Origin of the sequence: Massilia polaris (assembly GCF_012927275.1) — a bacterium.
Lineage (GTDB): Bacteria > Pseudomonadota > Gammaproteobacteria > Burkholderiales > Burkholderiaceae_D > Telluria_A > Telluria_A polaris.
This window is the reverse complement of record NZ_JABBGG010000001.1, coordinates 55,483-78,296: the sequence shown is the minus strand read 5'-3', so window position 1 is coordinate 78,296 and position 22,814 is coordinate 55,483. Positions and strand designations below refer to the sequence as shown.

The window sequence follows — 22,814 nt, the reverse complement described above, 5'->3', positions numbered from 1 at the left end:
CCTTCTAAATTCTGGCTCCCCGACCTGGACTCGAACCAGGGACCTGCGGATTAACAGTCCGTCGCTCTACCAACTGAGCTATCAGGGAAAAGAGGCAACATTATGTACTTGGAGAGTTGCGCTGTCAATGCCTGGCATTTCCTGCGCTAACCTTCGTCGTACTTTCCGAAGCCTATCGAATCGTGCTTACGCACAATCCGAAAGAAGCAAGATTTTAGAGCACTTTCGCGATTGCGTCAATCACGACATCAATATTCTTCGAGTTCAAAGCGGCGACGCAGATGCGGCCGGTGTCGACTGCATAAATCGAATGCTCCTTGCGCAGGATCTCGACCTGCTCCTTGGTCAGGCCCGAGTACGAGAACATGCCAACCTGCTCACGCACGAATTCGAAGTCCCGGCCTGGCGCTTTCTCTTTCAGCTTCTCGACGAACTGGTTGCGCATGTCGAGGATACGCACGCGCATGGCTTCCAGCTCCTGCTCCCACAGCGCGCGCAGTTCCGGCGTGGCCAGCACGGTGGCGACCACTTTAGCGCCGTGGATCTGCGGGCTCGAATAATTGGTGCGCACCACGCGCTTCAGCTGCGACAGCACGCGCGCAGCTTCTTCGGCCGATGCAGCGACGACGCTCAGCGCGCCAACGCGCTCGCCGTACAGCGAGAACGACTTCGAGAACGAGTTCGACACCAGCAGCGGACCGCCGGCAGCGGCAAAACGCGATACCACGGCGCCATCCTGCGCGATGCCCGCGCCGAAGCCCTGGTAGGCCATATCGAGGAAAGGAATCAGGCCGCCTTCGGTGACCGCCTTGATCACATCGCCCCACTGGCCGGCGGTGAGGTCGGCGCCGGTCGGGTTGTGGCAGCATGCGTGCAGCACGACCACCGAGCCGCGCGGCATCGCGTGCAGCGACGCCATCATGCCGGTGAAGTTCACGCCGCGGGTAGCCGGATCGTAGTAGGTGTAGTTATTGACGGTGAAGCCGGCGGTTTCGAACAGCGCGCGGTGGTTCTCCCAGCTTGGGTCGCTGATGTAGACCTGCGCACCCGGCGCGAAGCGCTCGAGGAAGTCGGCGCCGATCTTCAGTGCGCCGGTGCCGCCGATGGCTTGCACGGTGACCGCACGCTTCTCTTGAATAATCGCGCTGTCGGCACCAAATACCAGCTCCTGAACCGCCTTGTCGTACGCGGCCAGCCCCTCGATCGGCAAATAGGTGCGCGGCGCCAGCTGCTCCGCAAGCAGCACTTCCGCCTTGTGTACGCACTGCAGCAGCGGTACTTTGCCATTATCGTCATAATAGACGCCTACGCCCAGGTTGATTTTTCGCGGGTTGGTGTCGGCATTGAACGCCTCGGTGATACCCAGGATAGGGTCGCGCGGGGCCATGGCGATGGCGCTGAAGATACTGGCGGAAGCTGGTGAAGTCATCGTGGTAAACTTGATTGTCGGCTGGGTTGTATAGACAGCGCCCCTTGTATTCATTGGGTCGCGAGCGGAGTCCCATTCTAACAAAGGTCTGATCGTATGGCAGAATTATCCGTCGCAACACCCCCGGAACCGACCATCGTTACATTCCCGGACTCGCCTTTCAAGTTGCACCAGCCATTCGCTCCAGCAGGCGACCAGCCAACCGCGATCGAAGGTTTGATCGAAGGGATCAACGATGGCCTGTCGTTCCAGACGCTGCTCGGCGTGACCGGTTCGGGCAAGACCTACACGATGGCCAACGTCATCGCGCGCGCGGGCCGCCCGGCCATCGTGTTCGCGCCGAACAAGACGCTGGCCGCGCAGCTGTATTCCGAGTTCCGCGAGTTCTTCCCGCAGAACGCGGTCGAATACTTCGTCAGCTACTACGACTACTATCAACCGGAAGCCTACGTGCCGCAGCGCGACCTGTTCATCGAAAAGGACTCGTCGATCAACGAGCATATCGAGCAGATGCGCCTGTCGTGCACCAAATCGCTGATGGAACGGCGCGACGTGGTGATCGTGGCGACCGTGTCGGCCATCTACGGTATCGGTAACCCGAGCGAATACCACAAGATGATTTTGACCTTGCGCGCCAAGGACAAAGTCGCGCAGCGCGACGTCATCGCGCGCCTGATCCAGATGCAGTATACGCGCAACGAAATCGACTTCGGGCGCGGCACCTTCCGCGTGCGCGGCGACACCATCGACATCTTCCCGGCGGAGCACGCCGAGCTGGCGATCCGCGTCGAGATGTTCGACGACGAAATCGAATCGCTGCAGCTGTTCGATCCGCTGACCGGGCGCGTGCGCCAGAAGATCCCGCGCTTCACCGTTTATCCGGGTTCGCACTACGTGACGCAGCGTTCGACCGTGCTGAAAGCGGTGGAAAGCATCAAGGCCGAACTGCGCGACCGGCTCGAGTTCTTCCGCTCCGAGAACAAGCTGATTGAAGAACAGCGCCTCGAACAACGCACCCGCTTCGACCTGGAGATGATGGCCGAAATCGGCTTCACCAAGGGCATCGAGAACTACTCGCGCCACCTGTCCGGCGCGATGCCGGGCGAACCGCCCCCTACCCTCGTCGACTACCTGCCGAAGGACGCCATCATGTTCCTCGACGAGTCGCACGTGCTGGTCGGGCAGCTGAACGCGATGTACAACGGCGACCGTTCGCGCAAGACCAACCTGGTGGACTTCGGCTTCCGCCTGCCGTCAGCGCTCGACAACCGTCCGCTCAAGTTTGAAGAATTCGAGCGCAAGATGCGGCAGACGATCTTTGTCTCCGCGACGCCGGCCGACTACGAGAAAACGCACGCGGATAACGTGGTCGAACAGGTGGTGCGGCCGACGGGCCTGGTCGATCCGCTGGTGATCGTGAAGCCCGCGCGCACCCAGGTCGACGACCTGATGTCCGAGATTAACGACCGTGTCGCCAAGGACGAGCGCGTGCTTGTGACGACGCTGACCAAGCGCATGGCGGAGCAGCTGACCGAATACCTGGGCGACCACGGCATCAAGGTGCGCTACCTGCACAGCGATATCGAGACGGTGGAACGGGTCGAGATTTTGCGCGATCTGCGCCTTGGCACCTTCGATGTGCTGGTCGGGATTAACCTGCTGCGCGAGGGCCTCGACTTACCGGAGGTGTCGCTGGTGGCGGTGCTGGACGCCGACAAGGAAGGCTTCCTGCGTTCGGAGCGAAGCCTGATCCAGACCATCGGCCGCGCCGCGCGTAACCTCAACGGCATGGCGATTCTTTACGCGGACAAGATCACCGATTCGATGAAGCTGGCGATCGGCGAGACCGAGCGCCGGCGCGCCAAGCAGATCGCCTTCAACGAAGCCAACGGCATCACGCCGCGCGGCATCAAGAAGCAGATCAAGGAGCTGATCGACGGGGTCTACAGCCCGCAGCAGGCACGCGAAACGCTCGACGCGGAAAAGGAAACCGCGAAGATCGAGTCGATGAGCGAGAAGCAGATCAGCAAGGAGATCAAGCGCCTCGAGAAGCTGATGGTCGACCACGCGAAGAATCTCGAGTTCGAGAAGGCGGCGCAGGTGCGCGACCAGCTGCATGTGTTGAAGCAGCAGGCGTTTGGGGCGCCGGGGACGGACAACATCGTGTCGATACTGGGCAAGTAAGCTACCGTCTTTCCTGCGAAGGCCTCGGGGAGGCCCCGCGGCAATCTATAGCACGTACGGGAGCTTGAGGATGGGATCCCGCTTGCGCGGGAACGACAACTGCGTCGGACCCGTATAGGCGAAAAAAAAGCCTGCATCCGCAGGCTTCGTTCCAATGTATTACCAATAATTTAATCGCGAACCAGAGCCCATGCTATCTGCGTGGTGCCCGGAAGTTTGGACGCCCATGCTATCTGCAAGGTGCCTCCAATGTGTAAATCGACTAGCGTATCCGGAATTACAAGTTCCTGATTCTTGAAGCCACGGCTCAACGACATTACACCTGTCAGATCACGCAGCAAACCTGGAACGCGCTCGAATTTGTGAACAAACCCAAGCACTGAACGCAGTGTAGCACACATTTTTGTGCGGCGCACAAAAAATCTACGTACGCGGCAATCATGCGGCAGCAGCGACCGCGCCGAAGACCAGCGACTGGTGCGCCGCCACGCCAGCCATGGCACCGTCGGCAACCGCAAACGCAACGCTGCCTGCGATGCGCGCCGCGTCACCGCAGCAGAACACACCGGCCACCGTGCTCGCCTTCCGCTCGTCGGTGCGCACGTACATGCCCATCGGCCCCTCCTCCAGAACACAGCCCAACTGTTCGGCCAGCGGGCTGCCCAGGGTCTGGCTAACGACGAACAGCCCCGCCATGGGATAGCTGCGCCCATCGCGCAGGATGACGTCGGCCTTACCGGCAATGCGCGCCATGCGCGTACGCTCGACCTTTACGCCGCGTTGCTCCAGCGCGGCCAGCTGCGCCGCGTCCGGATCGAACGCGTCATTCAGGAACAGGGTGACCGTCCCCCAGTCCGGCAGGACAGTCCCGATGATCCGTTGAAGCTGTTTGCTCCACACCGCCCGAAGCGAACTGCCCTGGATCACCGCCAGGCAGCTGACCGGAACCCAGTACGGCTTATCCAGCTGGAGCGCATGCGCCAGTACCAGCGCAATCCCGACAAACGCGCCAATCACGATTGAGTCGAAGATCACGAAATCGAAGGTCGGCTCGGGTAAGGGTTTCACGGCAGCCGGCTCCCGAATCCGGAGAACGAGCAAGCTATAGAAGAACGCCGTCAGGCAGGCGACCCAGTCCGCCAATCGAGCCAACGAGGCCGTACGCGAGATGGTTGAAATACGCGCCGATCAGAAGCGGCAAGCCGGACGCCAGCGCGGCAGCCAGTGGCATTTGCCACATCCGGTCGCTGGCGTTCATGGTCGTCATGTGCCGGACCTCGGTCCGCACAAACTCCTCAGCCTAGCCACCACCCTCTCCTTTGCTGTGCGACGACACACTAAAGCCGATCAGCCGCGCCACCACTGCGGCAAGGTACATCAGGCCGACCAGCATCTCGACGCTGGCGAGGGCGCGCGCCTGCGATGTCAACGGAATCACGTCGCCGATGCCGGTACTGGATAACAGCGCGAAGCTGAGGTAATTCAGTTCGGTCCAGGTGCGCGCGTCCGACGCATTGACCGCGGCGGCGAACGTACCCGGCTGGACAGTCTGCAGCAAGATGAACAAATGCGTGAAAGCCCAGGCCAGCAAGGTGAAAGTCGCGGCAGCGGCGAAGAGCTCGTCCGGCGTGGTGCGGCGGTCTTCCATCATATAGCTCACCATGCTGCCGGCGGCGTAGAAGTAGAACAGCGCTTCCAGCCCGGATGACCAGGCCAGCAGCTCATGCATGTCGAACAGCATCTGCAGCGCCAGCAGGACGATCACAGGCAACGCAATGGTCGCGCTGATCCATGCATGGCCAGGCGTGCGCCTGACCATCAGCACTGTCATCGACAGGATCATAATCCCGAAGGCGTTGAACACCGTCTGCCCGAACCCGGTCGCCTCGAAGACCGGATAAAGCAGCATGCCCGACAGTTGGACCACCAACAGGATGGCCGATGGGTGGCGCTTGGTGTGATGGAGCAGGTTTATTGGGGCCATATCACGTTAATTGGTTAAAGCGTTTTGACGAACTCGCGGATACCGCCCAACAGCATTTCGACTGACATCGCCGTCAGGATCAGGCCCATCAGGCGTTCGAAGGCGGTCATCACCTGCGGGCCAAGCGCCTCCTGCAGCTTTTCGGCGCTGAGGAAGACCGCCAGCCAGACGACGCCTACCAACGCGAGCGCCGCGACGTTGACGGCGATCTCCGTCATGGTGTTCGCCGAAAACAGCAGCACTGTCGCCAGCGCCGAAGGTCCCGCCAGTGCGGGAATCGCCAGCGGTACGATGAACGGTTCGCCGCCGTCGGTTTTGCCAAGCACGCCGTCCGGATGCGGGAAGATCATGCGGATCGCGATCAGCAGCAGGATCACGGCGCCGCCGATGCGCAGCGCCACTTCGGACAGATGCAGCGCGTTCAGGAAATGACGGCCAAAGAACATGAAGATTAGCAGGACAACGAAGGCGATGGCGCACTCGCGCACGACAATGCGCGCCCTCCTCGCCTTCTCGACCGGAGCAAGCGCGCTGGCGAATAGCGGGACGTTGCCGAACGGGTCGGTTACGAGGATGAGCAGGATGAAGGTTTGGAAAAAGCTTTGGGTCATGATGGGAACTTGGCAATAGGAACCGAATGATAACGCCAACGATCACGTTGACACAGGAAACTTGACTCGCCGCAATACCTTTCACTACGGTTAGTTCAAGTTAGGTGCTTTGCCACGCTCATGATCACGAGAGGCGCACCATGAACTTGAATTCGCTGTCCATTGAACTGACCGGCACGAACCGGCCAATCCGGTTGCGCCTCTGGAACGAGAGCGGCGTCCAGGACGATGTGCTTCTGGTACGGCACGTGAGCGGGGTTGAACGTATCTGCGGCGGCATCGAGTACGTCCTGCTCTGTGTTTCAATCCAGGCCGGAATGCCGCTCAAGCAGTTCATCGCTAACCCCGTTGAGTTGCAGTTCGTAACCGACTCAGGTGGCCTACGTGCGGTATGCGGGATCGTCGACAGCGCGGTTGAAGGCCAAAGCGATGGGGGCCTGGCAATCTACCAACTCGTCGTGCGCGATGCGCTTTCACTTTTGGAAAAGTCCTGCAATACAAGGGTTTTTCGCCAAGCCAGTGAAGTGGATATTACCGACATCATGCTGCGCGAATGGCGCGACGTAAATCCGGTTGTTGCGCGCACATTCAATTTCGACCTGGCACACCTGAAGAGCTATCCGCCGCGCGAATTTACGCTGCAGTACAACGAGTCCAATGCGGCATTCCTGCGCCGGCTGTGGAAGCGACGCGGCATCGCATGGTTCATCCAGCCAGGGGCAGCATCGGAAAGAGGCAGCGCTGACGCCCCTGTTCACACGCTGGTGTTGTTCGACGATGCCATGTCGCTGAAGGAAAACGCGGCAGGCGCCATTCGCTACCACCGCGACGACGGCACCGAACAGCGCGACAGCATCACCGCCTGGCAGGCCGTGCGAACACTGACGCCCGGCATCGCAACCCGCCGCAGCTGGGACTATGCGCAAGCAGGCTCAATGGGAAGCGAACAGTTAAGCATCCAGGACCAGGGAACGCTGGGCAACCAGTTCGCGGCGAGTCTTGACGATTATCTGGCGGACGTGCCGCATGCGGGCGACGATGCGGACGACTACCGCAGCCTTGGCACGCTGCGCATGCAGCGCCATGAATACGAGGCCAAATTCTTCCAGGGCGAAGGCAGCGACCGGCAGATGTGCTGCGGTCAGTGGAACATCCTGTCAGGCCATCCTGAAATCGACTCGCATCCGGTGAAAGAACGCGAGTTCGTCGTCACCGAGCTACGCGTCGAGGCGGAGAACAATCTGCCCAAAACGCTGGATGACCGTGTCCGCCGTCTGTGTGCGCTGAACCGCTGGGGCCGCGACGGCGGCGCGCTCGAACAAGCCAGTGCCGAGCGCGGGATGCGCTATACGAATCGCTTCACCTGCGTGCGGCGTAGTGTGCCGATCGTGCCTGCCTATGATCCGCGCATCGACTTGCCACGCACGAAACTGGAGACCGCGACCGTGGTCGGTCCGGAGAACGAAGAAATCTATTGTGACGAGTTTGGCCGGGTCAAGGTGCGCTTTCCTGCCTGCCGCGCGAACGACCATGAACACGCGAACGGGGCCGGCGCATCCGACAGCGACCGCGATTCGGCATGGCTGCGTGTATCGAGCGGCTGGGCCAGTGACCGGTATGGCGCGCTCGCCCTTCCCCGCGCTGGGGATGAGGTGGTGGTGGCCTTTCTCGGCGGGGATCCGGATAAGCCGTTGATCATCGGCCGCGTCCACGGCGGCAGGACAGCGCCGCCATCTTTCAGCCATACCAGTACGCTTCCCGGCGACAGGTACCTGTCCGGAATGATGAGCAAGGAAGTGAAAGGGCGGCGCTCCAACCAGCTTCGAATGGACGACACGCCAGGACAGATCAGCGCCCAACTGGAAAGCGAACACGGGCACAGCCAGCTCAATCTTGGCTACCTCACCCAGCCGCGGCGCAACGGCAAGGCGGACGCTCGTGGCGAGGGGGCGGAACTGCGCAGCGACCAGGCTGTGGCGATACGGGGCGGCAAAGGTGTGTTGATCAGCGCTGACGCGCGCCTTCGTGCAGTGGGCCGCCTTCTGGAGCGTGATGGATTGAACGGCTTGGCTGAAGCACTGACCAGCGTACAGAAACAACTAGCCGAGCTGGCCGAGACGCACAAGATGGACGCATCGGACGGCAAGCCGCTGTCGCAATTGGTAAGCGATGTAAAGCGATGGGATAGCGGCGGCAATCCTGATGGCGCAAAAGTTGAAGCGGACGGCAACCAACCCGTCGTCGCGATCGAGGCCCCGGCCGGAATGCTGCTGGGGAGTCAGGCGAACGTGTCGATTGGCGCACAGACCCACGTAGATGTCGTCAGCATCGGCAACACCCAATTATCGACTGGACGAAAGCTGCTTATGCATGCGATGCAAAGCATCGGCCTCTTCGCTCACAAGCTTGGCATCAAGTTGACCGCCGCCAGTGGCAAGGTAGAGATTCAAGCTCATGACGACAACATTGAGCTCACATCCGCCAAACGAATTGTGCTTGTGGCGTCCGAAGAGATTGTGATTCAGGCACCGAAGCTGACCATTGTTACACAAGGTGCCCAAGCGGCGTTCGGCGGCGGCAAGATCACCCAGCAATGCTCTGGAGTGTATGCCGTTAAGTCGACGAAAGTCGCGTTCACTGGCGATGGCGATGGCAGCGTGCCGGCCCTGCGCCTGCCGGAAAGCGTCGCCAAGCACGATCAGCGCGTACGTCTCATCGACTACAACACTGCAATGCCACTGGCAAATCAACGTTACCGGGCAACGCTCGAGGATGGACAGGTGATCGAAGGCACGACCAATGCTGAAGGATTAACAGAGATTTTCAAGTCGAAGATTCCATTCGGACGGTACAGCATCGAAGCTATTTTCGACTCGGACTGCTGAAGATCGACACGCCCCTTATCACTCGGAGGACATATGGCGAACGAACCGAATTTCCCTGGCTACAAGCTCCCCACCCAACCCTCGTTGAAACGTAGCCGGCAGGCTGAGGGATTTGTCACACCGACCGAAGACAAAATCGCACAAGTGCATAGCATTCTGCCGAGGCGCGTGCTTCCTATCATTTTCCTGCCGGGAATTATGGGGTCCAACCTGCGGATGAAGCCTGAGCGACAGCGGCAGATGGGCCGCGAGAACAATATTGCATGGAGACCGGATAGCCTTGCTCAGTCTAAAATTCTCCTCGAAGGCGACGCAGCCATGCGCCAGTTGCAGCTTGATCCGGGGTTGACGGAAGTCGATGAATATGACCCTCTAAACAATCCGACTGGCGCCCCCAATGAAAGCGCCGATGAGCGGCATGACGTCGTAGAGGTGAAGCTCTGGTACACCCTCGGCGTCGGCATTGATACTCCGCTCTTGATTGATGACCCAATCACCGCTAAATCACGCCGAACGAAAGATCAGAAAGCGCGCGAACGCGGCTGGGGCGAAGTGTTCTTTGATAGCTATCAAGAATTGCTTGAGACATGCGAGCAGCGACTGAATACCGCCTTCGTCCGCGGCAGGCTAAACAGATGGTGGAAGAACATAGTCAACGTCCCTCCTGCGAATTGGCAGGCGAGCGCCCAGCCACCGCTAGCGCCGCTTGACGAAAAAACGCTGCAACAGGCAGTTAAGGACTGTTGGTTTCCTGTACACGCCATGGGATATAACTGGCTGCAATCCAATCGAGATTCGGCTGTCCGCATAGCAGAACGAATAAGAGTTTTAATAAAGCGCTATGAGGAACAGGGGTTTCAATGCGAAAAGGTGATTGTCGTCACCGATTCAATGGGGGGACTGGTCGCACGGGCTTTGATCCATCCGAACATCGGGAATTTAAAAGACCAAGTTTTGGGAGTTGTGCATGGAGTCATGCCAGCTACTGGCGCTGGGGCCGCCTATAAACGGATGCGTTGTGGATTTGAAGATCCAGGCATTAATAGCATGTCTCCTATCACAAGCGTCACAGCAAAAGTGCTCGGCAACTTTGGCCCCGAGGTCACGGCTGTACTCGGCAATGCGCAAGGGGGCTTAGAATTGCTTCCGAGTCAGGCATACGGCGATCACTGGCTTAGGGTAACGCATGGAAGTAAAACGCTTTTGAGCCTACCAAAAAAAGGCGACCCATATCGGGAAATATATAAAGTACAAGGCAAATGGTATTCGTTGTTACGAGAGGAATGGCTCAACCCTGCTCAAATTGAGGATGGCCCAACTTTTCAAAAAACTTGCGAGCTTTTGGATAAGGCAAAGGCATTTCACAATGAAATACAGACTACCTACCATCCGCTGAGCTTTGCGCATTATGGTGCCGACCCAAATAGGTCGGCATGGCATCAAGTGGTCTGGGAAATTGACGCGAAAGCAAAGGTATTAGATATCGAAACACTGCGGATCGAAATCGATGATGAACAGGGGAAACTGCGCGTCAACAATTCCCCAGCCGAATTCGAATGCACAGCTCCATTCAGCGTCACGATGCAAGCTCCCAGTGATCCCGGTGATCAGACGGTTCCACTTCACTCAGCAGAACATCAATTGCACAGCGGTAAGTTCAAAGGCATTTTCCGTCAATCGGGGTACGAGCACCAGGATAGTTATAAGGACGAGCGCGCCTTACAGTCAACTTTATATAGCCTGGTACGGATCGCCCAAAACATGGAATGGGCTAAACGATGACTTCCTTGATTCGATCCGGAAAATTCTTTGTTACAGCGTTCGCGGCAATGCTGGTCGCCTGCGATAGCTCCTCGCAATCAATGAAGAGGCCAAATATGACTGAGCCGACGCCCCGGTTACAAGCAATATTCAGTAGCACAAAGACCGCGTGTTTCGGGCAGTTTACCGTCGATGTCCCTACTACCGCAGCGCTGGTGTTCGGGCCGACCTCGGTAGATGCCCATACTCGATATTTTCCAGGTGAAAGTAACAATATCGATGATCACATTAAACGGCAACTCGTCGACGTAGAGGAAGACCGTAAATTCCTTTCGAAGGAAGACGTCGTTAATTTTCCATTATTCGGCACGGTAGTCGACGGTGCCATACCCGGGCAGAAGCTTGTATTTGGATCGCCCGAACGAATAGCGTATTCCATTTATTCCTTCATACCCATCGGCGCGGATCTGTATGTCCAGTATCTCGGTTATGCTGAACCTCTAGAGGAACGAATCGCAACGTTAAATAAGGTCGCGAAAACGCTTCGGCTGCGCAAACCGGATGAAATTCCGACTGAAATCGGCACATGCATTGAGGGCGGCTTTGTTGGATACAAGCCAGAATTTGAAAGGATTTCGTTGGGTATTCGACTTAACGAATTTGCCGACGTTCATTTTTCGATAGAAGTTGTGAAGAACGGGAAGTACATCCCTACACGGAGTGACTTGGAAACACGCTTGAAATCCGCAGAGAAAGATGGGGGAACTTGGTATTCCCGTGTGAAATTCCTCCGCCGCGCTCCGCGGCAGATTGGCTCTTGGCAAGGCACCGAGGCGCTCGCATCAAAGCCCGCGCAAGAGAAGGAAAATGAATCTCATGAATTCCACTTTATCAGCATGGGTGCGCCGAACGATTCGCTCCAGCCGCGTATAAGTATGCAAATGGATACGGGGGCAAGTGATCGCCGCAAAGGTGCGGTAAAGCCCAGCCTAACTGATCAAGAAGCGGTGGCGCTGTGGGACAAACTTACCAATTCGATTCGCGTACGCCCGACAGGCGGCAAGCCTGTCAGCAGGCCAGATCCGGCAAGCGTGCCGTTGGAAAGCCGCGCGGTGACGGGTGCCTTGTGCCCGAAGACCGGCTGGTGGGAATGTTTCAGCGAGAGGAATGTCGAGGGGGGCAAGCTACGACATTTCAGCGAGGGCGAACCGCTGCCTTATATCGTTGTTGCGGAGAATCCCAGCCTTTGGCAAAAACTGAAAGGGGAGCGCCCAAACGGGAAGACGACGACTGTTTGGAATTTTGTAAGCCACGGAAACGCCGGCAAACTTCCGCTTTGATGTGAGACTGGTCATGCATAACATCGTACGGTTGAACGACCCAACCACTCACGGCGGTACTGTCATCAGTGTATCGGCAACCCATTTCACCGTTGGCGGCATCCCTGTCGCCCGTGTCGGCGACAAGTGTTCTTGTCCGGTTCACGGCATCGGCACGATCATCGAAGGCGATCCGCATCACACCATCGATGACATCCCGGTCGCCTATGATGGACATAAAACAAGTTGTGGTGCCACTCTAAAGTCGACCGTCACAACCTACCAGTGCGGTTAGTCGCGCTCAAGCTTCCGACCGACGTAAAAAAGCCAGAGTGCCCCTCGCATCGCGACGAACACTCCGGCTCTATTTTTCAACCCGGCAGCTTACGCCTGCTTGTCGAACTTCTTCAGCCACGCCGACAGCTGGTGCGGGCGCAGGCCGTCGTAGTCTTCGAACGGCTGGTGGATCCACGGGTTGTGCGGCAGGTCTTCCAGGAAGTAATCCGGACGGATCGACGAGGTGCCTTTCACCCAGATGACAGCGGACTTCACCTCGGTGACTTCGCTGAAATTTTCTTTCAGGTGCTTGTTGACCTTGTCCAGCGTGACGCCCGAGTCGGCCAAATCGTCGACCAGCAGGATCTTGCCCTTCAGCGGGCCCTTGGTCATCGTCATGTACTTGGCGATGTCGAGGTCGCCGCGGACGGTGCCGGCTTCTTCACGGTACGAGCTGGTCGACAGGATCGCCAGCGGCACGTCGAAGATGCGCGAGAACACGTCGCCCGGACGAACGCCGCCGCGCGCCAGGCACAGCACCTGGTCGAACTTCCAGCCCGATTCATGCACCTTGAGCGCCAGGCGCTCGATCAGGCGGTGGTACTCGTCCCAGGATACCCAGAGGTCCTTATCGGTCGATGGTGGGGTTGTCATGAAAGCTCCTCTTCTAATTATTATTCGAACGGGTGACGCAGCACGATCGTCTCGACGCGGTCAGGGCCAGTCGACACCATGTCGACCGGTACGCCAACCAGCTCTTCGATGCGCTTGATGTAGGCGCGTGCGGCGGCCGGCAGTTCGGCCAGCGACTTGGCGCCTACCGTGCTCTCGGTCCAACCCGGCATCTCTTCGTACACCGGCACGCAGCGTGCCGCATCTTCAGCGCCAACCGGGAAGATGTCGACAGCGCGGCCGTCGATGGTGTAGCCGGTGCACAGCTTGAGCGTCTCGAGGCCGTCCAGCACGTCCAACTTGGTCAGGCACATGCCCGACACGCCGTTGATCTGGACCGAGCGGCGCAGCAGCGCGGCGTCGAACCATCCGCAGCGGCGTGCACGGCCAGTCACGGTGCCGAACTCGTGGCCGATGCGCGACAGGTGCTCGCCGACGCCTGCGTCGGTTGCCAGCTCCGACGGGAACGGGCCGGAGCCGACCCGCGTCGTGTATGCCTTGGTGATGCCGAGGATGTAGTGCAGCATGCCTGGGCCGACACCAGCGCCTGCGGCGGCGTTACCAGCCACGCAGTTCGACGAGGTGACGAACGGGTAGGTGCCGTGGTCGACGTCGAGCAGCGAGCCCTGTGCGCCTTCGAACAGCAGGTTGCCGCCGGCCTTGTGCGCGGCGTACAGCGCGGACGATACGTCGCCGACCATCGGGCGCAGGCGCGGTACCAATGCCATCGCGTCGTCGAAGGTCTTCTGGAAGTCGACTGCGTCGGCCTTCAGGTAGTTCGTCAGCACGAAGTTATGGAAGTCGAGGTTCTCGCGCAGCTTTTCGGCGAAGCGCTCTTCGTTGAGCATGTCGGCGATGCGGATCGCACGGCGCGCCACTTTGTCTTCATACGCTGGGCCGATGCCCTTGCCGGTCGTGCCGATCTTGTTCACGCCGCGCGCCGCTTCGCGCGCAACGTCGATGGCGATGTGGTACGGCAGGATTGCAGGGCATGCTTCCGAGATCATCAGGCGCGAGGCGACTTCGACGCCCGCAGCCTGCAGCTTGTCGATCTCGCGCATCACGTCAGGTACCGACACCACCACGCCGTTGCCGATGTAGCAGGCCACGCCTGCGCGCATGATGCCCGATGGGATCAGCTGGAGCGCGGTCTTCTGGCCCTGGATGACGAGCGTATGGCCCGCATTGTGGCCGCCCTGGAAGCGCACCACACCTTGCGCGTTGTCCGTCAACCAGTCGACGATCTTACCTTTGCCCTCATCGCCCCACTGGGTACCGATGACAACGACATTCTTTGCCACGTTTTTCTTTGACATCACACTTAACCTAAGTTTTTGAGAATCCAGTTACTGTCTTCGAGGACGAGTACGCGATCGCACTCGAACTCGTCCTGCTCATTGTCATGACCCGGCATGCTCTGGATCACAACCTCGCCTGCCTTGCGCAGTTGAGCGATTTGTTCGCGCAGCTCAGGGGCATTGCCCCACGGCGCGCGGATGGAGTGTTTGCGCTCGGCGGTCGGCAGCAGCCGCGCCAGTTCGCGCAGGTCGAGCGAGAAGCCGGTGGCGGGACGGGCCCGGCCAAACGCTTCGCCGACATGGTCGTAACGGCCGCCGCGCGCAACCGCGTTAGGCAGGCCGGGAACATACAGCGCGAACATCGCGCCGCTTTCGTATTGGTAGCCGCGCAGGTCGGCCAGGTCGATCGCGACTTCGGCGCGGCCTATCGCACTGCCGGCCAGCGCCGCCAGTTCGGCCAGCGCGCGGGTCACGCCCGGCAGCGCAGGCAGCACGTCGCGCGCACGCGCCAGCACGTCGATGTCGCCATACAGGTTCGGCAGCGCCATCAACGCGGCGCGGGTGGCTTCGCTGTAGTTCGCGGTGCGTTCGGCCAGGCCCGGGCAGTCTTTCGCGCGCAGCAGCGCCGACAGCGCCGCTTCGTCCTTGCTGGCCGCCGCGTCTTCCGCGATGATCGCGCGCAGCACGCCGACGTGCGACATGTCGAGGCGCACTTCAGGGAAGCCGGCCATGGCCAGCGACGCCAGCGCCAGTTCCTGGATCTCGGCGTCCGCTTCGAGTCCGGCATGGCCGTAGATCTCGGCGCCGATCTGCAGCGGCTCGCGCGTCGCGTGCAGGCCGGACGGATGCGTGTGCAGCACGCTGCCGGCATAGCACAGGCGCGTCACCGAATCGCGGTTCAGCAGGTGGGCGTCGATGCGCGCCACTTGCGTCGTCATGTCCGGACGCAGTCCCAGCATGCGGCCCGACATCGGGTCGATCAGCTTGTAAGTGCGCTGTTCAGTGTCCTTGCCCGCGCCAGTCAGCAGCGACTCGACGTACTCGAGCAGCGGCGGCATCACGAGCTCGTATCCGTACAGGCGGAAATTATCGAGCATCAGGCGACGCAGCTCCTCGATCTTGCGCGCTTCGGACGGCAAGACGTCGGCAATGTTTTCAGGCAAAAGCCAATTCGGCATGAGCAGGGACAAGTCTGGGAGTTTATTAAAAGACGAACAACGCGCAGCACGGGGCGCGCGCAAAATTAGCGCCGAATCGGTAATTTTACCCGAAATTGGACGTAACGCGGGAGAAAACGGGCAAAGCCGCTGCTCACTGTAGCAGCCGAAACCTCGTTCCCGCGAACGCGGGAACGAGGTCGCTGGTATTACTTGGTGCCCGGATTACGGAAGTACTTGAAGAACTCCGAATTCGAGTCGATGACCATCACGTCGTTACGGTCCTTGAAGCTGGCGCGGTACGCTTCGAGCGAGCGGTAGAACTTGTAGAACTCGGGGTTCTTGCCGAAAGCCTCAGCGTAAATCTGCGATGCCTTGGCGTCGCCCTCACCCTTGATCTTCTCGGCTTCGCGGAACGCTTCAGCGAGGATCACGGTGCGCTGGCGGTCGGCGTCGGCGCGGATCTTTTCCGAATCTGCCTGGCCGGTCGAACGCAGTTCATTCGCCACGCGGGCACGCTCGGCCTTCATGCGCTCGTACACCGAATTGTTGATCTGCTCGACGTAATCGACGCGCTTGAGGCGCACATCGACGATCTGCACGCCGATCTGCTTGGCCTCTGCCACAACCTTGGACTGGATCGACTGCATGACCTTGCCGCGCTCGCCGGAGATCACTTCGCGCACGGTGCGCTTGGTGATTTCATCGTTCAGCGCCGCCTTGACGATCTGCGACATGCGGTCGCGCGCACGGGTCTCGTCGCCGCCGAAGCTGACGTAGTACAGGCGCGGCTCGGTGATGCGCCATTTGATGAAGGCGTCCACCAGGATGTTCTTCTTCTCGGCCGTGATGAAGCGGTCGGCGTCAGGCGTGTCGAGCGTCAGGATGCGCTTGTCCAGGTACAGCACGTTCTGGAACGGCGGCGGCAGCTTGAAGTGCAGGCCCGGCTCGCTGATCACTTCACGTACTTCACCCAGTGCGAACACGATCGCGAAGCGGCGCTGGTCGACCACGAACACGGTCGACGACAGGATCATCAAGCCAATGAAGCCCGCGACAAAAATGGTTACAAGGCGATTCATTAACGGCTCTCCCGATCACGTGAAGACTCGCGACTACGGCTGTCGCGCTGGATTACCTGGTCAATCGGGGCCGCGGCTTCCGCAGGCACCGGCATCGTTACCGGGCCGGACTTGCTGCCCACCGCCGCAGCGTTGGCCGCGCTTTGCGCGATCAGCTTGTCGAGCGGGAGGTACAGCAGGTTGCTGTTCGACTTGGCGTCGACCATCACCTTGCTTGCGCTGGTGAAGATCTGCTGCATGGTGTCGAGGTAGAGGCGGTCGCGGGTCACGCCGGGCGCCTTCTGGTATTCGACCAGCACCTGGTTGAAGCGCGAGGCGTTACCGGTCGCGTTCTCGGTCACCATCGAACGGTACGCTTCGGCTTCCTGCAGCAGGCGCGATGCGTTACCACGGGCGCGCGGGATCACGTCGTTGGCGTAGGCCTGGCCTTCGTTCTTGGCGCGCTCGCGGTCCTGCCCTGCCTTGACGGCGTCGTCGAAGGAGCTTTGTACCTGCTCCGGCGGCTGCACGCCCTGCATCGTCACGTTGGTGATGACGGCGCCCAGCGCGTAGCGGTCGACGATCGTCTGCATCAGCATCTGGACGTCGTTGGCGACCTTCTCGCGGCCTTCGTACAGGACGAAGTCCATCTTGCTCTTGCCGACCACTTCGCGGATCGACGTTTCGGCGACCTGGCGCACGGTCTCGTCCTGGTCGCGGTTGTTAAACAGCCAGTCGACCGGGTTCTTCAGCGTGTACTGCACCGCGAACTGGATGTCGATGATGTTCTCGTCGTCGGTCAGCATCAGCGCTTCCTGCGGACGCTTGTTCTTGACGTTCGAACGGTAGCCGATTTCGGCGGTGCGCACCTGCGAGACGTTGACCGTCTCGTGGGCCTGGAACGGATACGGCCAGCGCCAGTTGAAGCCGGCGCCGGTGGTGCGGCTCAGCTTACCGAAGGTGGTGACCACGCCGGCCTGGCCTTCCTGCACGATGAAGGCGCCGCTGGCCAGCCAGATGAAGAGGATGATGGCAGCGACGACGCCGGCAGTAGCGCCTGCGCCTTTCATTTCGCCGCCGTAGCCCGGACCGCCGCCGTCCCCGCCGCCCTTGTTCTTCTGGCCGAACAGGCGGTTCAGGCGCGCATTGAAGTCGCGCCACATTTGTTCGAGGTCGGGAGGGCCTTCGCCTGGGCGCTTGCCTTCCTGCGCTTTGTTGTCGCCTTCGGGCTTGCGGCCCCAGCGCGGGTCGTTCAACGTCAGCTTGATGCCGACGCGTTTAAGGAGTGAGACAAGCATGCTATCGTGGTCCGACGTTGGTGGAGGTTAGAGTACTTTCGGACTGGAGCTCGTCGGCCGCTTCGGCTTCAGGTGCATCCACTCCGGCATCGTCCTGCTCTTTGTTTGCGTATTGATAGGCCAGACCTGGCGCGGACCTGGCTGATTCGACGATCGCGTCGCGCAGCAAATCCAGGCCGGCGCCACTCTTGGCGCTGATGAAAACGCGGCTGATTTTATCATATTCATCACGCTCGACCGCCGGCTCGAGGCCGGCCGCATCGATCTTGTTCCAGACCAGGATCTGGGGAATATGGTCGGCGCCGATTTCTTTCAGTACCAGGTTGACCTGCTCAATCTGCTCCATCCGCACCGGACTGGCGCCGTCAACCACGTGCAGCAGCAGGTCGGCGTGGATGGTTTCTTCGAGGGTGGCGCGGAACGCGGCCACCAGCTGGTGCGGCAGTTCGCGCACGAAACCGACGGTGTCCGAGATGACCACGTTGCCTACTTCTTCGCCGAGATAGACGCGGCGCGAGGTCGTGTCCAGGGTGGCGAACAGCTGGTTCGCGACGTACACGCCAGCCTTGGTCATCGCATTGAACAAGGTCGACTTGCCGGCGTTGGTGTAACCGACCAGCGATACCGAGAAAGTGCCGGTGCGGTTACGCGAACGTCGCTGGGTCTCGTGCTGCTTGCGCAGCTTGGCCAGGCGCGCGCGCAGGGCCTTGACCCGCTCGCCGATCAGGCGGCGGTCGGTCTCGAGCTGGGTCTCACCCGGGCCGCGCAGGCCGATACCGCCCTTCTGGCGTTCAAGGTGGGTCCAGCCGCGGATCAGGCGTGTGGAAAGGTGCTGGAGCTGGGCCAGCTCGACCTGCAGCTTGCCCTCGTGGCTCTGGGCGCGTTGCGCGAAGATGTCGAGGATCAGGCTGGTGCGGTCGAGCACCCGGACGTTCAGGCGCTTTTCGAGGTTGCGCTGCTGGGCAGGCGACAGCGCATGGTTGAAGATGACGATTTCAATCTGCTCGGCCAGCGCGGCCTGCGCCACTTCGTCGGCCTTGCCGCTGCCGATGAAATAGGCGGAGTCAGGGCTGGAACGCTTGGCGGTGATGGTCGTGATCGGCTCGGCGCCCGCTGAATGGGCGAGCAGCGCCAATTCTTCGAGGCTGGCGTCGAAATCGCCAGCGCCGAAGTCGACGCCGACTAAGGCCGCGCGCATTGGAGACCCGGGCAACGGTCGGCGCAGCGCAAGACAGGCATTTCGCCCATCTGCTTATTCAGCTTCGGAGTCAAGGTTGAGGTTGACAGCGCGGGCTGGTACGACGGTGGAGATTGCATGCTTGTAGACCATCTGGGTGACCGTGTTACGCAGCAATACTACGTACTGGTCGAACGATTCGATATGGCCTTGCAGTTTGATCCCGTTGACCAGGTAGATCGAGACTGGGACGTGCTCTTTGCGCAATGCATTGAGGAATGGGTCTTGTAACAATTGCCCTTTGTTGCTCATAAAAGCTCCGTGTGTTGTTGTAGTAAAGAATTGGAGGCGCTTAGCGCTTTTTCAAGGGACACCACTCTATAAAAAAGCGAATGATGTCTCCAAGCTACTGTAAACTGTTTTGCCAGTTTGTGTCGGACGACCGGCGTTATTTCTGCGTTCGGGCAAAAGGGTTCTTGCCTGTACGCAATTCAATCCGCAGCGGGGTACCCACCAGGTTGAACGTGTCGCGGAAATGCTTTTCCAGGTAGCGCTTGTACGGCTCGGCGATCGCTTCCAGCGAGTTACCGTGGATGACGATGATCGGCGGGTTCTGGCCGCCCTGGTGCGCATAACGCATCTTCGGACGGGTCGAGCCCTTGCGTTTCGGCTCCTGTTTCTCGACCGCCTCGATCAGCGCGCGCGTCAGGCGCGGCGTCGACAGGTCGGCGGTGGCGGCAGCGTAGGCGGCGTCGACCGACTTCATCAGCGGGCCGATGCCGGTGGCCTTCAGCGCCGAGATGAAGTGGGTTTTGGCGAACGACAGGAAGTCCAGCTTGCGGTCGAGATCGATCTTGATCTCGTCGCGGTCGCTCGATTCGAGGCCGTCCCACTTGTTCACGGCCACCACCAGCGCGCGGCCCGATTCGAGGATGAAGCCGGCGATGTGGGCGTCCTGCTCCGAGATGTCCTGCTGCGCATCGAGCAGCAGGACGACCACGTTCGCTTCCGACACCGACTGCAGCGTCTTCACGACCGAGAACTTCTCGATCGCCTCGAACACCTTGCCGCGGCGGCGGATACCGGCCGTGTCGATCAGCGTGTAGTGCTTGCCGTCGCGCTCGAACGGAACCTCGATCGAATCGCGGGTGGTGCCCGGCATGTCGAACGCGATCACGCGCTGTTCGCCGATCAGGGTGTTCACCAGGGTCGACTTGCCGACGTTCGGGCGGCCGACGATGGCGATCTTGATGCCGCGTTCGGCCGGCGCCAGTTCTTCCTGGTCGGCCGGACGCTGCGCGAACGCGGCATCGAGGCATTCCTCGACCAGGTCGGTCACGCCGTCGCCGTGGGCGGCCGAGATCACATACGGATCGCCCATGCCAAGTTCGTAGAACTCGGCCACGACCGAGGTGTACTTCATGCCCTCGGCCTTGTTCACCACCAGCATGACCTTGCGGCCGGACTTGCGCAGGAAATCGACGATGGTCTTGTCGTGCGGCGTCAGTCCCTGGCGGCCGTCGACGATGAACACCACGATGTCGGCTTCGGCCACGGCCTGCTTGGTCTGCAGCGCCATCTGATGGACGATGCCTTCCTTGGCCACGGGCTCGAAACCGCCAGTGTCGATGACCAGGAACGGACGCTCGCCGACGCGGCCTTCGCCGTAGTGGCGATCGCGCGTCAGGCCAGGCAAGTCCGCTACCAGCGCATCGCGCGAGCGGGTGAGGCGATTGAATAAGGTCGATTTCCCGACGTTGGGTCGACCAACTAGTGCTATTACCGGCTTCATTTTATTCGACCGCGATTGCGGTCACAGTCCCAGATTGTGTTTGAAAAATCAGATTCGAGCCTGCGACCTGGGGAACCGAGATTACCGGGCTTCCGTCAGTTGCGGCACGCGCTAAAAAGCTGCCATCTTCCCGCGACAGGAAGTGGATGTAACCCTGGTAGTCGCCCACCGCCACGGCGCGGCCGTAGGAGACAGGCGTCGACACGCGGCGATAGCCAAGCTTGTCGTTCTTCCAGGCGCTGGCGCCGCTCTCGCGGTCGAAGGCCGCTACCGCGCCCTTGTCGTCGACCGCGAACACGAAGCGCTGGTCGACCGAGACGCCGACTTCCGACGACAGGTCCTTGTTCCAGCGCGGCGCGCCGGTGGACACGTCGAAGCAGCCGACGCGGCCCTGGTAGGCAGCGGCGCAGACCTGGTTTTCGAACAGCACCGGCATGCCGCCGATGTCGGTTACGCGTTCCAGTTCGGTGGCGCCGCGCGCCTCGCCGACCGCCACTTCCCAGCGCGGCGCGCCGGTCGCCAGCAACAGCGAAATCAGTTTGCCGCCCGGCTGGGCGATGATGACGTCCTTGTTCACCACGATCATGCCCGGCGCGTTGCGCAGGGTGAGCGGCGGCGCGACGCGCTGGACGGTCCACTTCTGTTCGCCGGTTTTGGCGTCCAGGCCGACGATGCGGTTGTCGATCGAGCGCACCACGACGATGCCTTGCCCTACCACCGGCGAGGACAGCACCTCGGACGAAGCCTGGTACTTCCACATCGCCTTGCCGTCCATGTCGAACGCCAGCACGGCGCCTTTGCGGCCGCCGAACACCAGCATGTTGCCGTCCGAGCCGACACCCGCGGTCAGCGGGGTCTCGGACTTGACGCGCCACAGCTGGCGGCCGCTGGCCGCTTCGACGCGCGCGATGGCGCCGTCGGCGCTGGCAGCGACCACGGTGTTGCCGATGACGGCAGGCGTGAACAGGAAGTCCTCCGCCTTGCCGATGTCGAGCTTCCATGCGGTGCGCACGGCCATCGAGCCTTTCAGCTCGACCAGCGGCGCTGGCTGGTTACCCTTTGGCTTGGAAGCGAAAGGGTTGATCGAATTGAGCGTGGAACAACCGGCCACCAGGGCCAATACACCTGCACCGACAAGCTTCTGGGTAATACGCATATTCATATACCTTGTACTTTTTTTGTTCATTGCCGCCAGAGGGCGCAAAGCCCGCGCGCACCCGGCAAGGGCGCGCGCGGGCTGCCAGGACCGGGAATTACGCAGCCGCTTTCGGGGTCGCTGCGGTACCGCCGATCGCTTCGAGCTTGAGCTGCACCAGCTGGCGAGCCGGGTCGTTCTTTGCCATTGCGTCGAGCGCAGCCTGGTAGGCGCTGCGCGCCTCGGCCACCTTGTTCTGTGCCACCAGCACGTCGCCCTTGCGGTCGGCCACGGCGCCGGCGAACTGCGGCAGCACTTCGCCGCCCAATGCCGTCAAAGCTTCGTCGTAGGCTTTCTCGTCCAGCAGCACGCCGGCCAGGCGCAGGCGCGCCACCGACTGGTACTCGTCGCTGCCATGCTCGACAACCCACTGCAGGCGCGCCTTGGCGGTCTTCATGTCATTGGCGTCGAACGCGCTCTTGGCCGCGGCCAGTGCGCTCATCTGGGCGTAGGCGCTGCGCGCGTACTTCGACTCGATGTCGGCGGCGATGCGCTGCACCTTGGTGTTGTCCTTGGCGGCCAGCGACTTCTGCATTTCTTCGTACAGGCCCGATGCTTCGGCAGCGGTGTTGCGCTGGTAGTAGTTCCAGTAGTTGTAAGCCGCGTAGCTACCCAGGACGATGATCGCCAGCCAGGTAATCAGGTTGCCAAACTTGTTCCAGAAAGCCTTCAGCGACGCTATCTGCTCTTGTTCTTCGAGATCGTATGCCATGTG

At 60.6% G+C, this 22,814-nt stretch carries 20 protein-coding genes and 1 tRNA gene; 5 read left to right on the top strand and 16 right to left on the bottom strand.

Annotated features, from left to right (window positions below; translation table 11 throughout):
* Nucleotides 1–12 precede the first annotated feature (12 nt).
* Both HHL21_RS00340 and HHL21_RS00335 read right to left on the bottom strand, forming a co-directional pair.
* Nucleotides 13–88: transfer RNA gene (locus tag HHL21_RS00340), tRNA-Asn, on the bottom strand.
* A gap of 126 nt (nucleotides 89–214) precedes the next feature.
* Nucleotides 215–1,429: an amino acid aminotransferase gene (locus tag HHL21_RS00335; RefSeq protein WP_169463298.1), complete on the bottom strand. Its 1,215-nt coding sequence runs from the start codon at nucleotides 1,427–1,429 to the stop codon at nucleotides 215–217.
* Nucleotides 1,430–1,525: 96 nt separating this feature from the next.
* Here HHL21_RS00335 and uvrB point away from each other — a divergent pair, with 96 nt between their 5' ends.
* Nucleotides 1,526–3,613, top strand: coding sequence for an excinuclease ABC subunit UvrB (uvrB, locus tag HHL21_RS00330; RefSeq protein WP_169463297.1), 2,088 nt, complete (start codon nucleotides 1,526–1,528; stop codon nucleotides 3,611–3,613).
* Nucleotides 3,614–4,051: 438 nt separating this feature from the next.
* Here uvrB and HHL21_RS00325 read toward each other — a convergent pair whose 3' ends face one another.
* The 4 genes from HHL21_RS00325 to HHL21_RS00315 are packed head-to-tail and all read right to left on the bottom strand — an operon-like array spanning nucleotide 4,052 to nucleotide 6,208.
* Nucleotides 4,052–4,681, bottom strand: a complete 630-nt coding sequence (locus HHL21_RS00325; protein WP_370659645.1) for an FUSC family protein — start codon at nucleotides 4,679–4,681, stop codon at nucleotides 4,052–4,054.
* A gap of 34 nt (nucleotides 4,682–4,715) precedes the next feature.
* The gene (locus HHL21_RS22075; protein ID WP_370659644.1) at nucleotides 4,716–4,880 is read right to left on the bottom strand and encodes a hypothetical protein; all 165 of its coding nucleotides are present in this window, start codon (nucleotides 4,878–4,880) and stop codon (nucleotides 4,716–4,718) included.
* 33 nt (nucleotides 4,881–4,913) lie between these two features.
* Entirely contained in the window at nucleotides 4,914–5,597 is a 684-nt protein-coding gene (locus tag HHL21_RS00320; RefSeq protein ID WP_169463296.1) for an ion channel, read from the bottom strand.
* Nucleotides 5,598–5,611: 14 nt separating this feature from the next.
* Nucleotides 5,612–6,208 carry a MarC family protein gene (locus tag HHL21_RS00315; RefSeq protein ID WP_169463295.1) on the bottom strand — a complete coding sequence of 199 codons (597 nt, stop codon included), beginning with the start codon at nucleotides 6,206–6,208 and terminating at the stop codon, nucleotides 5,612–5,614.
* A gap of 140 nt (nucleotides 6,209–6,348) precedes the next feature.
* On the opposite strand from HHL21_RS00315, the gene HHL21_RS00310 reads away from it, so the two are divergent.
* From HHL21_RS00310 to HHL21_RS00295, 4 genes are read left to right on the top strand one after another with little or no spacing between them, the layout of a single operon-like run.
* Nucleotides 6,349–9,093 (top strand): type VI secretion system Vgr family protein, encoded by a 2,745-nt coding sequence (locus tag HHL21_RS00310; protein WP_169463294.1) that lies wholly within the window; start codon nucleotides 6,349–6,351, stop codon nucleotides 9,091–9,093.
* Nucleotides 9,094–9,126: 33 nt separating this feature from the next.
* Nucleotides 9,127–10,875 carry an esterase/lipase family protein gene (locus HHL21_RS00305; RefSeq protein WP_229495732.1) on the top strand — a complete coding sequence of 583 codons (1,749 nt, stop codon included), beginning with the start codon at nucleotides 9,127–9,129 and terminating at the stop codon, nucleotides 10,873–10,875.
* A complete protein-coding gene (locus HHL21_RS00300) occupies nucleotides 10,872–12,194 on the top strand; it encodes a T6SS immunity protein Tli4 family protein (RefSeq protein WP_169463293.1) in 1,323 nt (440 codons plus the stop codon). The genes HHL21_RS00305 and HHL21_RS00300 overlap by 4 nt, the downstream gene beginning before the upstream one ends.
* Before the next feature lie 13 nt (nucleotides 12,195–12,207).
* The gene (locus HHL21_RS00295) at nucleotides 12,208–12,468 is read left to right on the top strand and encodes a PAAR domain-containing protein (RefSeq protein ID WP_169463292.1); all 261 of its coding nucleotides are present in this window, start codon (nucleotides 12,208–12,210) and stop codon (nucleotides 12,466–12,468) included.
* A gap of 89 nt (nucleotides 12,469–12,557) precedes the next feature.
* Here HHL21_RS00295 and HHL21_RS00290 read toward each other — a convergent pair whose 3' ends face one another.
* The 10 genes from HHL21_RS00290 to HHL21_RS00245 form a co-directional block, all read right to left on the bottom strand.
* A complete protein-coding gene (locus HHL21_RS00290) occupies nucleotides 12,558–13,103 on the bottom strand; it encodes a phosphoribosyltransferase (protein WP_169463291.1) in 546 nt (181 codons plus the stop codon).
* Between the two features lie 20 nt (nucleotides 13,104–13,123).
* Complete coding sequence (locus HHL21_RS00285; RefSeq protein ID WP_169463290.1) at nucleotides 13,124–14,437, bottom strand: adenylosuccinate synthase; 1,314 nt, start codon at nucleotides 14,435–14,437, stop codon at nucleotides 13,124–13,126.
* 5 nt (nucleotides 14,438–14,442) lie between these two features.
* Entirely contained in the window at nucleotides 14,443–15,597 is a 1,155-nt protein-coding gene (locus HHL21_RS00280; RefSeq protein ID WP_169463289.1) for an ATP phosphoribosyltransferase regulatory subunit, read from the bottom strand.
* Between the two features lie 188 nt (nucleotides 15,598–15,785).
* Nucleotides 15,786–16,658, bottom strand: a complete 873-nt coding sequence (hflC, locus tag HHL21_RS00275; protein ID WP_169463288.1) for a protease modulator HflC — start codon at nucleotides 16,656–16,658, stop codon at nucleotides 15,786–15,788.
* Nucleotides 16,658–17,935 carry an FtsH protease activity modulator HflK gene (hflK, locus tag HHL21_RS00270; protein WP_169463287.1) on the bottom strand — a complete coding sequence of 426 codons (1,278 nt, stop codon included), beginning with the start codon at nucleotides 17,933–17,935 and terminating at the stop codon, nucleotides 16,658–16,660. The genes hflC and hflK overlap by 1 nt, the downstream gene beginning before the upstream one ends.
* A gap of 1 nt (nucleotide 17,936) precedes the next feature.
* Nucleotides 17,937–19,133, bottom strand: a complete 1,197-nt coding sequence (gene hflX, locus HHL21_RS00265) for a GTPase HflX (RefSeq protein ID WP_169463286.1) — start codon at nucleotides 19,131–19,133, stop codon at nucleotides 17,937–17,939.
* Nucleotides 19,134–19,187: 54 nt separating this feature from the next.
* The gene (gene hfq / locus HHL21_RS00260; RefSeq protein ID WP_026354376.1) at nucleotides 19,188–19,424 is read right to left on the bottom strand and encodes an RNA chaperone Hfq; all 237 of its coding nucleotides are present in this window, start codon (nucleotides 19,422–19,424) and stop codon (nucleotides 19,188–19,190) included.
* 136 nt (nucleotides 19,425–19,560) lie between these two features.
* The gene (gene der, locus HHL21_RS00255; protein ID WP_169463285.1) at nucleotides 19,561–20,904 is read right to left on the bottom strand and encodes a ribosome biogenesis GTPase Der; all 1,344 of its coding nucleotides are present in this window, start codon (nucleotides 20,902–20,904) and stop codon (nucleotides 19,561–19,563) included.
* A gap of 1 nt (nucleotide 20,905) precedes the next feature.
* Nucleotides 20,906–22,060 carry an outer membrane protein assembly factor BamB gene (gene bamB, locus HHL21_RS00250; protein ID WP_169463284.1) on the bottom strand — a complete coding sequence of 385 codons (1,155 nt, stop codon included), beginning with the start codon at nucleotides 22,058–22,060 and terminating at the stop codon, nucleotides 20,906–20,908.
* Nucleotides 22,061–22,157: 97 nt separating this feature from the next.
* Nucleotides 22,158–22,811: a YfgM family protein gene (locus HHL21_RS00245; protein WP_169463282.1), complete on the bottom strand. Its 654-nt coding sequence runs from the start codon at nucleotides 22,809–22,811 to the stop codon at nucleotides 22,158–22,160.
* Nucleotides 22,812–22,814 lie beyond the last annotated feature (3 nt).